We start from the raw sequence: 13,713 nt of genomic DNA, 5'->3' as shown, positions 1-13,713 counted from the left end.
AGAGGAAATACGATGTCCCTTCTCCCGGTCGAAGATGCTCTGGCGCGTATACTCTCCTCCGCAGAACCGCATGGCCTTGAAACTCTTACGCTGAATGAAGCTGGCGGGCGCGTTGTTGCCCGCGCCGTCGAGGCCCGTTTCCTGCAACCACCTTTCGACTGCTCGGCCATGGATGGCTATGCGCTGATAGCGCCTGCAGAAATCGCCTATCCCCTTCAGTTGACCATTATCGGTGAATCCGCTGCTGGCAAGCGTTTCGAAGGCTCCCTGCTGCCCGGACAGGCCGTGCGCATTTTCACCGGCGCGCCGATACCTGAAGCCGCTGATACGATTGTCATTCAGGAACATACCGAACGTTCCGGCGATCAGCTGACCATTCTGGAAGGCATCGAACCCGGACGGCATATCCGCCGGGCCGGTCTCGATTTTGCTCCCGGCAAGACCGTCATACCGGTCGGTCGCGAACTGGACGCACCCGCCCTGTCACTGGCTGCTGCAAGCGGCAATCCATCGCTCGATGTGTTTCGCAAACCGCGCATTTCCATATTGGCTACCGGCGATGAACTTGTTCCGCCCGGAGCCACGACCGGACCGGACCAGATCGTCGCTTCGAACAGTGTGGGCATTGCCGAAATCGTGCGCCGCGCTGGCGGCTACTCCGAAGATATGGGCATCATTCCGGACGATCCGACACAGATTGAATCGGCTATTGCCAGCGCTCTGAACAGTGGAACCGATATTCTGGTGACCGTTGGCGGCGCATCGGTCGGTGATCGCGATTACATGCATAGTGCTCTACGCAATTGCGGTGTCGATCTCGGTTTCTGGAAAATCGCCATGCGTCCCGGAAAACCACTTATGTACGGGCGCAAGACTGTCGACGGCAGCACCGTCCATGTGATAGGCCTGCCCGGAAACCCGGTTTCAAGCCTCGTTTGCAGCCTCGTTTTTCTTCGCCCGCTGATCGCGAAACTTGCAGGCACCGATCTGACGGCAGATATCCGCCCTGCGAAACTCGGTCAGGCGATGCCTGCCAATGACCATCGGCGCGATTTTGTACGCGCCACGGTCGAATCGCAAAGCGATGGAACGCTGCTGGCAACACCATTTCCAGTACAGGATTCGTCCATGCTGACAGCCCTCGTCGGCTCCAATGCATTGCTCATTCGTGACGAAAATGCCCCGGCAGCAGATGCAGGCAGTTCGTGCCGCGTGCTTATGCTACGTTAAAAAGCACCAGAATGGTCACTTTTGCTGCCTCGAAACAACGCGAAGCAAAAGCCACAATGGATTGAAAATAAAACGCTTCCTTGGATAAGGACCGGCCCGTCACGGGGCCCTGTGAACGTTCCGGCAACAAGCCGCCAGCCCGTTAATCATTTTAAAACCATTGCAGAACAAGACTGGAACATATAGTGTTCGTTCTGGTTTTGTTTTTCTCGATTCTTATCTGGTCGGAGGGTGTCGCGCATGTTGACCCGTAAGCAGCACGAGCTTCTGCTGTTCATTCATGATCGTCTGAAAGAAACAGGTATTCCGCCATCTTTTGACGAAATGAAGGAAGCGCTCGACCTTGCTTCCAAGTCGGGCATTCATCGGCTGATCACCGCTCTGGAAGAACGGGGCTTCATTCGCAGGCTGCCGAACCGGGCACGTGCGCTGGAAGTGCTTCGCCTGCCGGATTCGATTGCACCGGGACTGAACGCGCAGAAGAAATTTGCGCCGAGCGTCATCGAAGGCAGCCTGGGCAAGGCCCCTCCTGCACCGGTGCAGCCGTTACGCTCCGCACCTGTTGCGACCAATGATGATGTTTCGGCGACCGTATCGGTACCGGTCATGGGTCGCATCGCCGCCGGTGTGCCGATCTCAGCCATTCAAAGCCAGACGCATTCGCTCAGCCTCCCCCCGGAGATGATTGGTGCGGGCGAACATTATGCGCTGGAGGTCAAGGGCGACTCGATGATCGAAGCCGGGATTTTCGATGGCGATACAGTCATCATCAAGCGCGGCGATATCGCCAACCCGGGTGAAATCGTTGTCGCACTGGTTGATGATGAAGAAGCAACCTTGAAGCGGTTCCGCCGCAAGGGCGCATCTATTGCGCTTGAAGCCGCAAACCCAGCTTATGAAACACGTATCTTCGGCCCAGACCGCGTTCGCGTGCAGGGCAAGCTGGTCGGATTGATCCGCCGGTACTGATCGTTAGGTCCGAAAATGGAACCGCGTTTTCGGACGGACATGCGCAAAATGCGGCTTGAACCGCCGACTAGTTGAATTGCAACGCGCTCAAAACACTATTATCATTCGCATCTGCCCGGCCCCTGATCGTCAGTGGCCAGGCATTGCGTTTCTGCCTTTTGAGTAGGCTGCTTCTTCTTATATTCCCGATCAGGTAAGCCACGTGCCGCGCGCGAATAGAGCCGGAACAGATGCCACGGACGCCGTGGCTCATCGATGGCGAAAGCTAGCCTGTCGTCATAACGCGGATCGGTAAAATTGCGCCGCTGAGGTGTGCTGTCGTTTACGGACGTCAGATCGCCAGCAAGAGCCACGATAGAATTGCCGGTCGTGTCTTTCTTGTCGCCAAGTCTCATCTCCACTGTGCCTCGCAACGCCAGATCACGGCGGTTGATGACGAGCCTCTTTTGATGTGCACATCCCGGTATTTTCCCGGCTATCGCGAGGATAACGATATCACCGACATCGCAAGCGACGTCCTGAACGGCAGGATCAGCCGTATAGGCCAGTACACGCCCATCGCGTAATGTAATCGCGCATAATTCGTCTTCGCAGATAAAGCCGTCAGTCGGTATTCCGCGAAGCCTGTCTTTTGCGTGCTGTGGTATCAGGAATTGCGTTGCGAGATAGGCTGTTTTCCAGTTGTCTATTGTGAACTTTGACGGCCTGTCGCGGTTCACAGCAAAACGCCCATCGGGCAGACGAACCCCAACCAGCTTTGCATCTTCGGATATCACAACATCTGGAAACGGCTCGTGCACGAAGGCAATAAATCCCGCCAAAACAAATAGTAACGCCAGAATCTTGAATCGCGTTGTGAACAATACAGCGATCACGAGCGCTATGGTCCAGAATGCGAGCGCTGCTATCGGCATCGCTCCCGGATTGCCATCAGGCGACCATGACGCGATCATGCTCGCAAGGGTGCGGACAATCCAGATACCAGACCCGGCAATGGTCAATGGCAGCCAATCTAGGCCAAGTGGCATCAATACGAGGCCCAGAACGGAAAAAGGCATGACCAGTGTGGCGATCACCGGATCGGCCAGCACATTGCCGATCAGCCCGAACGGTGCGGTATTGTTGAAATGATAGGCGGCGAAAATGCCGCTCGCAATTCCTGCCACAAGCGATGTCCCGGCAGCAGCAATAGCTGATTTAACAACCTTCATTGGCAAACCGGCCGCTGGCGAAGCCGCACGCCTCTCCACATGCTGCAATTTTTTGGCTTTACGCGCTCCCCACCACGCATAGCCAGCAATCAGCGCCGCCGTTGCCGAATAGGACATCTGGAAACTCGGCCCGAGTATTTCATGCGGTGAGATTGCTATTGTCACCACACCGGCGACTGCCACATTGCGCATGCTGAGTGCAGCGCGGTCAAACAGCAATGCGCTAAGCATGACGGCGATCATCACATAGCTGCGCTGGGCTGCAACGTCGGCACCAGACATGGCGAGATAGAACGTGCAGCTTAGCAACGACAGGAAAGCGGCATATTTCTTGACCGGGTGCCGGACGCTGAAGGCTGGAAAGAGCGCAAAGGCAGACCTGAGAGCAAACATCACGACACCCGCCGCCAGCGCCATGTGCAGACCTGATATTGAGAGAATATGCGCCAGACCGGCCTTGCGAAGGTCCTCATTGGTCTCCTCGCTGATGCCACCGCGCGTACCGGCGATCAATGCGGCGGTGACATTGCCATCTTCACCGCCGATCACCTCCTCGACCCGTTCCGACACGCGCACGCGGAGCAAGGCAATCCATTCGCTGATTTCTGCCGTCAGACTTGTCTGTGGCGGAACATTTGCCGTCTTCGGATTTCCCAGAAAGAACCCGTTTGCTCCGATACCGTTGAAATAGGCATGGAAGGAAAAGTCGTAATTGCCCGGACGCACCGGGCCTGACGGCACCCGCAACCGCGCAAAGCCGGTCAATCCGCCACCGATCGATGTATCCGCCGGTATATCTCGCGCATTGATGCGAATACGTGTCGGTGAAAAGCGCAGTGTCGGGCGTTCTGTTGTCAGCAAATCCAGTGTGATACGCCAGCTTCCATTATCCTGTGCATCCAGTGCAACAACCCGGCCAGTGACACGCGTCGACACATCGGAACCGAGCATCGGCGTTGCCATGCGTACGGTTTCCCATTTGCCGCTCACAAGACCAAGCTGGAAAGCAACTGCCAATGTCAGCACCTGCCCGGCAAAGAAGTGCTTCCGCATCAGTATGCGAATGATAACCAGCCCGACCAGTAAGGCCAGAATGGGCGTCCAATCAGGTTCGAAGGAGAAAGTGAAATAGATCACCGCACCCAATCCGCTGAAAATCGGAATCAGCAGAAAGAAAATTCCGCGCGCCGTTTCGAGATGGATGGCTTCCGCGAAAGCAGCGGGAGTTCTCCGCGCCATGTCGGCAACGGTGTCGCGCCAGCCGGTTGGTTGAACGTCAGGCGGCTGATTTTGGCCATCATGATCGGCAGGCGCGGTTGTGGGTTCAGGCCACGGTTCTGGAAGATAAGAACACGTCAGGCCATCGGGCAGGCTTTTGACAAGCGCCCGCTCATTGGCCTCATCCGAAGCCTTGGCCATATCACCTAAGCGCGTCATGCCCCCGCCTGACTGCAAAAAAGGTCTTTTTGTCGAAATACCCCAAAAGAACAATGCCGCAAGGCGCCGAAACAAACGCGAAGCCCTTGCGCGTAGTGCTGCCTATGCTACATGAACGCCAGTCGAAATCGAGAGGGTTTCGTTATAGAAATCCTCGTTCTCGCTCTTTGGAAGCGAGTATCGGAATTCAGTTTTGCGCCCCTGCCCCGGCAATTGCCGCTGTCTTGACGGGCGCGCAATAAAGTGGAGCTACCATGTCGAAACCGGTCGTCACCCGTTTTGCCCCTTCGCCCACGGGTTATCTTCATATCGGCGGTGCCCGTACTGCCCTGTTCAACTGGCTTTATGCCAAGCACACGGGCGGCAAGATGCTGCTGCGTATTGAAGACACCGACCGTGAACGTTCCACCGATGCAGCCACCGCGGCCATTCTCGACGGTCTGACCTGGCTTGGTCTCGACTGGGAAGGCGATGCGATCTCGCAGTTCGAACGCGCTCCGCGTCACCGCGAAGTCGCCGAAGAACTCGTCGCTCTAGGCAAAGCCTATTACTGCTACACGACGCCGGAAGAGCTGGAAGAAATGCGCGAGAAGGCGCGTGCCGAAGGCCGCCCGCCGCGTTATGATGGCCGCTGGCGCGACCGCGATCCGTCCGAAGCGCCTGCAGGTGTAAAGCCTGTCATTCGCATCAAGGCGCCGCAGGAAGGCGAAACACTCGTGCGCGACGCCGTACAGGGCGATGTGCGCTTCCCCAACAAGGATCTCGATGATTTCATCATTCTGCGTTCCGACGGCACGCCGACCTACATGCACGCGGTTGTCGTTGACGACCATGACATGGGCGTCACGCATATCATCCGCGGCGACGATCATTTGACGAATGCAGCGCGCCAGACCGTGATCTATGACGCCATGGGTTGGGATGTGCCGCAGATGTCGCATATTCCGCTGATCCACGGCGCGGATGGTGCGAAGCTTTCCAAGCGTCACGGCGCTCTCGGCGTCGATGCCTATCGCGCCATGGGCTACCTGCCGGCGGCACTCCGCAATTATCTCGTCCGTCTTGGCTGGAGCCATGGTGACGACGAAATCATGTCGACCGAACAGATGATCGAATGGTTCGACGTGACGGACATCAACAAGGGCGCTGCCCGTTTCGACTTCCAGAAGCTCGAAGCGATCAACGGTCTTTATATGCGTGGCAGCGACGACAAGACACTGTTCGACGCTCTGGTGGCTGTCCTGCCGGAAATCGAAGGCGGCAAGGAACTCGCCGCAGCGCTCGACGACAAGCGCAGCGCGCAGCTCCTCGCAGCCATGTCGGGCCTCAAGGACCGCGCCAAGACGCTCGTTGAACTGGCAGACGGCGCGAAGTTCATCTTTGCAACCCGCCCGCTCGATCTGGACGAAAAGGCAGCCTCGCTACTTAACGAAGAGGGCCGCGCCGTTTTAAAATCCGTGCTGCCCGATCTGGAAGCTGCCGGAGATTGGACCATTGAATCACTGGATGCGGTGGTTCGAGCCCATGCAGAGAAAACCGGACTGAAACTGGGCAAGATTGCGCAACCGCTGCGTGCTGCTCTGACCGGTCGCGCTACCTCACCGGGCGTCTTTGATGTGCTTTTTGTACTGGGTCGTGAAGAGTCTTTGGGCCGTATTCGCGATCAAATCGGTTAAGGTGCTATCATTCACGCTGACGTGACGTAGCTTGCTTAAATAGTTCAAATTTCGCATTGCATCACGGACGGTTTGGGATAGTTTGGCGATCAAAATCGTAGCCGTAATGCGTTAAAAATCGGGCATCCCGCTGTTTTGGGGTGCCCGCCAAGAGATACGAGACAAGTTATAGCAGCGAATGCAATACTGCCGCCTAAGGCGGCAAAGTGGACATGAAAGGAAACATGATGTCAGCTAAGACAGCCAGCTTTACTCTCGACGGCAATACGTTCGATCTGCCTGTGCGACAAGGCACTGTCGGGCCGGACGTCGTCGATATCGGTCCGCTTTACAAGAATTCGCATGCGTTCACTTACGATCCAGGTTTCACCTCGACCGCTTCGTGCGAGTCCAAGATCACCTATATCGATGGCGACGAAGGCACCCTGCTCTATCGCGGCTATCCGATCGACCAGCTTGCCGAGCACGGCGACTTCCTCGAAACCTGCTACCTGCTGCTTTACGGTGAACTGCCGACGGCAACCCAGAAGGCCGATTTCGATTATCGCGTGACCCGTCACACGATGATCCACGAACAGATGACGCGCTTCTTCACCGGCTTCCGCCGCGATGCGCATCCAATGGCCGTCATGGTTGGCTGCGTTGGCGCCATGTCCGCATTCTACCACGACTCGACCGACATCACCGATCCGCATCAGCGCATGGTCGCTTCGATCCGCCTGATCGCCAAGGTGCCGACGCTCGCTGCAATGGCTTATAAGTACCATATCGGCCAGCCGTTCATGTACCCGAAGAACGATCTCGATTTCGCTTCGAACTTCCTGCACATGTGCTTTGGCGTTCCTTGCGAGGATTACAAGGTCAATCCGGTTCTGGCCCGCGCCATGGACCGCATCTTCATCCTGCACGCTGATCACGAGCAGAATGCATCGACCTCGACCGTACGTCTTGCCGGTTCGTCGGGCGCCAACCCATTCGCCTGCATCGCAGCTGGTGTTGCCTGCCTCTGGGGCCCTGCCCATGGCGGCGCAAACGAAGCAGCGCTCAACATGCTGGCCGAAATCGGCTCGGTAGATCGCATTCCGGAATTCGTCGCGCGCGCCAAGGACAAGAACGATCCGTTCCGTCTGATGGGCTTCGGTCACCGCGTCTACAAGAACTACGATCCGCGCGCCAAGATCATGCAGAAGACCTGCCATGAGGTTCTGGGCGAACTGGGCATCAAGGACGATCCATTGCTCGACGTTGCAATGGAACTGGAAAAGATCGCTCTGACGGACGAGTACTTCATCGAGAAGAAGCTCTATCCGAACATCGATTTCTACTCCGGCATCACGCTGAAGGCTCTCGGCTTCCCGACCGAAATGTTCACAGTTCTCTTTGCACTCGCCCGCACCGTCGGCTGGGTCGCACAGTGGAAGGAAATGATCGAAGATCCGCAGCAGAAGATCGGCCGTCCGCGCCAGCTCTACACGGGCGCCACAGAACGCGACTACGTACCGGTTGCAAAGCGCAAATAAGTGCGGCAAACGCTGAAAACAAAACCCCGGTTGCCAATGGCGACCGGGGTTTCTTTTTATCCGTAGCAGTTCCCGTATTGACGAAGCCGTTCAGCCCTTGCGACCGCTTTCGATAACATCAAGCAGAACCCGCGCTCCAATCTCGCCGGAAGGCCGCTCTGTCGACATGACAGAAGCAACCGCGTCAAAGCCGTCCAGCTGCGCCTGACGTGCCGAACCGGGGCGCATCAAGCGTTCCACATTGCGGGCCAACATCCCCGGACGGACGAATTCATTGAAAAACTCCGGCACCACCGGCTCGTCAGCAATGATGTTAGGCAGCGCTGCGCTCCAGATCGTAATCTTCGGCACCAGAAATTTGCGCGCAAACCAATCCGCCTTGTAGGAAAGCACACTTGGAATGCGCGACAGCGCCAGTTCTAGCGAAACGGTGCCGGAAGCGGCAAGCGCAGCATCGGCCCGCGCAAAAGCCTTCCATTTCTCTTCGTCGCCGACGACGATCAACGGCTTGACTGTCCAGTCACGCGAAAGTTCACGCACCATTGCCTCGATACGCGGCAAGGTGGGCAGAATAACCTCAAGCTTTTCAACCCGCGACGAAAGCTCTTCGACCGTTTTGCCGAAAGGTTCCATCAGCATCTGGATTTCCGTGCGACGCGAACCGGGCAGCAAAAGCAATGTATGTTTGCCGGCTTCAGACCGCTGCGGTTCAAGCGCCAGCTGCGCGGCACGCGTATCGAGGATAGGCGCGTAACTCGACAGGCGATGCCCGACATAGGTTGACTGAGGGCCATTCAGCCGCTGCATCACATCAACCTCGAACGGCAATACCGTGAGCACATGGTCGATATAGGCGCGCATCGCGCGTGCACGCTGCGGACGCCAGGCCCAGACGCTGGGAGCTATATATTTGACAATCGGAATGGACGGAGCGGCGGCTCTGATCTTCTTTGCCACGCGATGAGTGAAATCCGGACTGTCGATGAGCAGAACGCAATCCGGCTTCTCCGCCACGATCTGCCGCGCCGTCTGCCGGATGCGCAACACCAGTCCCGGCAGGTTCTTGATGACCGCGCCAAGCCCCATGAGAGCAATTTCATGGGGGTCGAAGAAGGTTTTAAGGCCACGTGCCGCCAGATGATCGCCACCCACACCAACAAGATCGACCAGCCTGTCGGTCTGTTGACGCAAGGCGTCGATCAAATCCGCACCGAGAAGATCGCCGGATTCTTCACCGGCCACGATTGCTATTTTCAATGGCCGGCTGGTGTTACTCAAGCTTAAGCGTCCTTTTTGTCCCGACTGATCGTCTCTATGAAGAGACCGCTTTCATTTGCAGCCGCAATAGTTTCGCCGAAACCTAGGATAAATGTGCGCCCCGCCTCAACTGCAATTCCTGCAAGACCGGCACGTTTGGCATTCAGCACAGTGGAAATGCCGATGGCAGGCAAATCCGCCCGCTCATCCTGACGAGGTTTGGCCATTTTCACAAGGACTCCGCCACGCTTGGGAATGCGCCCGGCTTCACGCAGTTCACGAACGCGCTCGATCATCAGATCGGTGCCTTCCGCGCCTTCCAGCGCCACAACACGACCGCCCGTTGCAACAGCGCCCTGTCCGACGTCGAGATCGCCAAGCCGCAAAGCGGACTCCATAGCCAGCTTCATATTCGCAGTTTCGCGCGCATCGGGCGCAACTTTGGTGAGAATACGAGCAGGCGAAGGAGACAGAAGATCGGGCACAACTTCATGCGCGCCCACGACCTTGAAGCCGAATGACTCGAGCAGGCCTATAAAGGCACGCAGCAAAGCGTCATCACCCTGCCCCAGTGCCCGCAGCACATAGGGAATGCCCCGCAATGTCGGCCAGTCGAGCTTCAGATCGCCAAGATGCGGCCTGTTGCGCACGCCGCCAGCGAGAACGACTTGCGAAACGCCAGCAGCCTTCATGGACCGAATCAGCTTTGCGAATTCGACCATTGAAATTTCCTGATGCTCGTAATTGTAGAGCACCCGGTCGGCTTCTTCACGCAGGGGGACGATGAATGGGGGGGTACCGGCGCTCTGAAGCGCCTCGGCCACCGCAATGGGCAACAGGCCGTTGCCCGCAATAATACCGACACGTCCGCCCTCAAGGGGCGGACGTGCCAAAGATTCAGCTTTCGTCGCTGTCATGCCCGACTCCGCCATGAGCCGCGTCGAGTGGTGGCGTTGTATAGGCGCGTTTCGCGTCGACACTGATGAAAGTAATCATATCGGCAACAGCCTGAGATTCAGGAAACGCTGCCAGCACGTCGGCAGCGCGATCACGAACCGGCTTGGTACGATCGAACAGCATGCGCACGGCATGACGCAGCATGTGAATTTCCGCGCGCTGCATGCCGGAACGCTTCATGCCGACAATATTGAGACCGCCCAGATGCGCGTGATTGCCAATGACCATGCCATAAGGAATAACATCGCCCACAACGCCAGCCATACCGCCGACAAATGCATGATGGCCGACACGCACGAACTGATGCACGGCCGCACCACCGCCCAGAATGGCGTGGTGTTCGATGGTCGTGTGACCACCGATCATGACATTGTTCGAGAAGGTGACGTGATCGCCAACATCACAATCATGCGCCACATGCGCATAAGCGAGGAAGGTGCAATCGCTGCCCACCGAAGTATAGCCGCGCGCGCTGTCCGAGCCGCGATGCATGGTGACGCCTTCACGGATGAGGCAATTCGCGCCGACCGTGAGTGTCGTTGGGCCACCTTTGTGCTTGCCGTTCTGCGGATCGCAACCGAGAACAGCATGTGGATAGACCTTCGCGCCCGCGCCAAGCGTGGTTCCGCCCGTGACAACCACATGGCTCATCAGAACGGAATTGTCGCCAATGACGGCGCCCGATTGAATATGACAGAAAGGCCCGACAGACACACCCTGGCCCAGTTCCACGCCCGGCTCGACAAGAGCGGTGGGGTGAATGATTGTTTCTTTCATTGTAATGCTCACTGGCTTTCTTCACCGGCATTAATCATTGCCGCAACTTCTGCTTCGGCAACTTTCACACCATCAACTTCAGCCACGCATTCATACTTCGAAATATTGGCGCGCTGTTTCACTTTTTTGACATGCAGAAGCAGACGGTCACCCGGAATGACCGGACGGCGGAACTTCGCATTGTCGATGGTCATGAAATAGACAACGCCGGGGCGGCCAGTCTTGCGCTGAAGCAGCGAGATTGCACCGGCGGTCTGCGCCATGGCCTCAATGATCAATACGCCCGGCATGATCGGCTTTTCCGGAAAATGTCCGGTAAAATGCGGCTCATTGATCGTGACGTTCTTGATACCGGTTGCCGACAGATCGCCATTGATATCAACGACGCGATCGATCAGCAGAAAAGGATAACGGTGCGGAAGCACGGCCAGAAGTTCTTGAATATCTGCTGCTTCGAGTTTCGTCTGTTCCGTATCACTCATCTGAGGATTGCTCCTTTCTTGATTGCCCGATGCTGCGAATGTTCGCGATATCGCGGAACCACTGCTTGATAGGACGTGCGGGAAGACCACCCCAACGTTCTCCATCGGGTATATCGTTCATAACGCCGCTGCCAGCTGCAATTTGCACGCCCGAGCCGATAATAAGGTGATCCGCAATGCCGACGCGACCACCCAGCATGGTCCCGTCACCGATCACACAGCTTCCGGAAATACCGCAATGCGCGGCAATAAGACAGAACCGACCGACGCGCACATTATGCGCAATCTGGACAAGATTATCGATCTTGGAACCCTCGCCGATCACCGTGTCGGTCAGCGCCCCACGATCAACCGTCGTATTGGCGCCGATCTCCACATTATCCTGAATAATGACACGGCCGATCTGCGGGACTTTTTCAAGACCGGCAGCACCGGGCACGTAGCCAAAACCGTCCTGTCCGATGCGCACGCCCGGATGCAGCAAAACGCGATTGCCGATGAAAGAGCATTGGACGGTCACACCCGGCGCAACATAGCTGTCGCGTCCAATCTGGCAGTTTTCACCAATCACAGCCGTAGCAGCGATCAAGGTGCCCGAACCGACGGTCACGCCCTTACCGATCACCGCACCCGCTTCAATCGTTGCGCCATCTTCAATATGTGCCGACGGATGAATGAATGCCTGTGGGGAAATGCCGGTTTCGCCAAACCAGCTTTCCGGCTTGGCCGACGTTGGAAATAACATGCGTCCGACAGCCGAAAAATCGCGATGCGGGTTGCGGGTAATCAGCGCAGCCATATGCGAAGGCACGCTTGGCGCAATGTCTTCCTTGCAAAGAACACCAGCAGCCTTGATTCCGGCCAGCGCCTCGGCGTTCTTCTTACCTTCCACGAAGATAAGCGAACCCTCTCCGGCATCCTTCATGGAAGCCAGGCGCTCAACAGAACGCGGTGCAAGCTTCGGGTCACGAAGTCTTGCACCGGTGAAATCAGCCACATCGCCAATCGTGAGTTCACGAGAAGGCGAGAAAAAGACAGGATCTGCCATCAGTACACTTTCTCTCCCGGGGCGTAGCCGCCCCGGGGAAAGGCAAATCGGTTAGAACTTGGTCGAAACACCGAAGTTGAAGTTCTGAACCTTATCGGTATCAGCCTTCGCGACCGGGAATGCATAGTCAAAGCGCAGCGGACCAAACGGCGAAGCCCACATCAGGCTGAGGCCGACCGAAGCGCGAAGCTTCTTGTCGTCGCCCAAAACCGGCGAGCCGCCCAATTCGTCTGCACCGCCGTAGAGCATCGCCGCATCTGCGAAGAATGCACCGCGAATGCCGAGGCTCTCAGGAACAACAGGCATCGGGAACTGAACTTCAGCCGTACCGTTAATGTAGGTCGTACCACCGAGCCAGTAACGCTGGCCGCTAGCCGAATCCTGGTAACGACCAATACCGTTGAACTTGAAGCCGCGAATAATGTCCGAATTGTTCTTGAACAGATCGAAGATACGGACGCCATCGCTACCAAATTCATGGATATAACCACCGCCGACACCCAGCATACCGACAATGTCGGCTTCCTGAGCAAGCGTCTTGTAGTAGTTACCCTTGAAGGTCGTCTTCATGAACTTCGCATCGCCACCAAGGCCCGCGAATTCCTGCGTGAACTTGCCATAGAGGCCGTCATGCGGGTTCTTCAGGTCATCGATGGAATTATACGTCAGCGAGTAGCTGACAGACGAACGCAACCATGGGCTGTTTTCGGCTGCTTCGACTAGAGCCGGAGCGTAGTAATTATCGATGTTGTCACGGAACAGGTCATACTTTTCCTGAACCAGGTTGTAGGCGAGACCAACCGAGAAGTTCTCGGTGATCGGAAGGCCGAAACGAATCGTACCACCGGTCTGCTCGACATCGTAGTCGTCGTTCACGCGATAGCTGCGACGGAACACGTCGAAACCTGCGGAGACGCGATAGCCGAGGAAGTAAGGCTCGGTGAAGGACAGGCCGTAATTGCGCATATCGTCCTGACCGGCACCGGCGCTAAGACGAATATACTGGCCGCGACCGAGGAAGTTACGCTCGGTGATCGCACCTTCGACCGACGCACCCGGCGTTTCACCGCCGGTGGTGTAGCCGCCGCCGATGGAGAATTCACCGGTAGACTTCTCCACAACATCAACAACCAGGATTACCTGATCCGG

General features: G+C 56.9%; 11 protein-coding genes. 4 read left to right on the top strand and 7 right to left on the bottom strand.

The window, feature by feature from the left end:
* Window positions 1-12: 12 nt before the first annotated feature.
* The gene (locus FHW00_RS21405; RefSeq protein WP_078340390.1) at window positions 13-1,230 is read left to right on the top strand and encodes a molybdopterin molybdotransferase MoeA; all 1,218 of its coding nucleotides are present in this window, start codon (window positions 13-15) and stop codon (window positions 1,228-1,230) included.
* A 240-nt stretch (window positions 1,231-1,470) separates the two neighbouring features.
* The gene (lexA, locus tag FHW00_RS21400) at window positions 1,471-2,199 is read left to right on the top strand and encodes a transcriptional repressor LexA (protein WP_078340389.1); all 729 of its coding nucleotides are present in this window, start codon (window positions 1,471-1,473) and stop codon (window positions 2,197-2,199) included.
* Between the two features lie 101 nt (window positions 2,200-2,300).
* On the opposite strand, the gene FHW00_RS21395 is transcribed toward lexA, so the two are convergent.
* Window positions 2,301-4,847 (bottom strand): ComEC/Rec2 family competence protein, encoded by a 2,547-nt coding sequence (locus FHW00_RS21395; protein WP_078340388.1) that lies wholly within the window; start codon window positions 4,845-4,847, stop codon window positions 2,301-2,303.
* Between the two features lie 254 nt (window positions 4,848-5,101).
* Here FHW00_RS21395 and gltX point away from each other — a divergent pair, with 254 nt between their 5' ends.
* Window positions 5,102-6,523, top strand: a complete 1,422-nt coding sequence (gene gltX, locus FHW00_RS21390; protein WP_078340387.1) for a glutamate--tRNA ligase — start codon at window positions 5,102-5,104, stop codon at window positions 6,521-6,523.
* A gap of 227 nt (window positions 6,524-6,750) precedes the next feature.
* Window positions 6,751-8,043 carry a citrate synthase gene (gene gltA, locus FHW00_RS21385; RefSeq protein ID WP_078340455.1) on the top strand — a complete coding sequence of 431 codons (1,293 nt, stop codon included), beginning with the start codon at window positions 6,751-6,753 and terminating at the stop codon, window positions 8,041-8,043.
* A 90-nt stretch (window positions 8,044-8,133) separates the two neighbouring features.
* On the opposite strand, the gene lpxB is transcribed toward gltA, so the two are convergent.
* From lpxB to bamA, 6 genes are all read right to left on the bottom strand, one after another.
* Window positions 8,134-9,321: a lipid-A-disaccharide synthase gene (gene lpxB / locus FHW00_RS21380; protein ID WP_078340386.1), complete on the bottom strand. Its 1,188-nt coding sequence runs from the start codon at window positions 9,319-9,321 to the stop codon at window positions 8,134-8,136.
* A 2-nt stretch (window positions 9,322-9,323) separates the two neighbouring features.
* The gene (locus tag FHW00_RS21375; protein ID WP_078340385.1) at window positions 9,324-10,217 is read right to left on the bottom strand and encodes an LpxI family protein; all 894 of its coding nucleotides are present in this window, start codon (window positions 10,215-10,217) and stop codon (window positions 9,324-9,326) included.
* Entirely contained in the window at window positions 10,198-11,034 is an 837-nt protein-coding gene (gene lpxA / locus FHW00_RS21370; RefSeq protein WP_078340384.1) for an acyl-ACP--UDP-N-acetylglucosamine O-acyltransferase, read from the bottom strand. Before lpxA ends, FHW00_RS21375 begins: the two co-directional genes overlap by 20 nt.
* 8 nt (window positions 11,035-11,042) lie before the next feature.
* The gene (gene fabZ / locus FHW00_RS21365; RefSeq protein WP_078340383.1) at window positions 11,043-11,516 is read right to left on the bottom strand and encodes a 3-hydroxyacyl-ACP dehydratase FabZ; all 474 of its coding nucleotides are present in this window, start codon (window positions 11,514-11,516) and stop codon (window positions 11,043-11,045) included.
* Window positions 11,509-12,564, bottom strand: a complete 1,056-nt coding sequence (gene lpxD, locus FHW00_RS21360; RefSeq protein WP_078340382.1) for a UDP-3-O-(3-hydroxymyristoyl)glucosamine N-acyltransferase — start codon at window positions 12,562-12,564, stop codon at window positions 11,509-11,511. The genes fabZ and lpxD overlap by 8 nt, the downstream gene beginning before the upstream one ends.
* Window positions 12,565-12,615: 51 nt before the next feature.
* The coding region (gene bamA, locus FHW00_RS21355) for an outer membrane protein assembly factor BamA (RefSeq protein ID WP_182514694.1) at window positions 12,616-13,713 on the bottom strand (1,098 nt) is incomplete at its 5' end.

It is taken from the genome of Ochrobactrum sp. P6BSIII (genome assembly GCF_014138065.1).
GTDB lineage: Bacteria > Pseudomonadota > Alphaproteobacteria > Rhizobiales > Rhizobiaceae > Brucella.
Note: the sequence above shows the minus strand (reverse complement) of the source record. Positions and strands in the feature narration are given on the sequence as shown.

Bases quoted from the DNA above. Each gene is read 5' to 3' on its own strand.
- FHW00_RS21405 (WP_078340390.1), top strand. From the start codon at position 13: ATGTCCCTTCTCCCGGTCGAAGATGCTCTGGCGCGTATACTCTCCTCC.
- lexA (WP_078340389.1), top strand. From the start codon at position 1,471: ATGTTGACCCGTAAGCAGCACGAGCTTCTGCTGTTCATTCATGATCGT.
- FHW00_RS21395 (WP_078340388.1), bottom strand. From the start codon at position 4,847: ATGACGCGCTTAGGTGATATGGCCAAGGCTTCGGATGAGGCCAATGAG.
- gltX (WP_078340387.1), top strand. From the start codon at position 5,102: ATGTCGAAACCGGTCGTCACCCGTTTTGCCCCTTCGCCCACGGGTTAT.
- gltA (WP_078340455.1), top strand. From the start codon at position 6,751: ATGTCAGCTAAGACAGCCAGCTTTACTCTCGACGGCAATACGTTCGAT.
- FHW00_RS21375 (WP_078340385.1), bottom strand. From the start codon at position 10,217: ATGACAGCGACGAAAGCTGAATCTTTGGCACGTCCGCCCCTTGAGGGC.
- lpxA (WP_078340384.1), bottom strand. From the start codon at position 11,034: ATGAAAGAAACAATCATTCACCCCACCGCTCTTGTCGAGCCGGGCGTG.
- fabZ (WP_078340383.1), bottom strand. From the start codon at position 11,516: ATGAGTGATACGGAACAGACGAAACTCGAAGCAGCAGATATTCAAGAA.
- lpxD (WP_078340382.1), bottom strand. From the start codon at position 12,564: ATGGCAGATCCTGTCTTTTTCTCGCCTTCTCGTGAACTCACGATTGGC.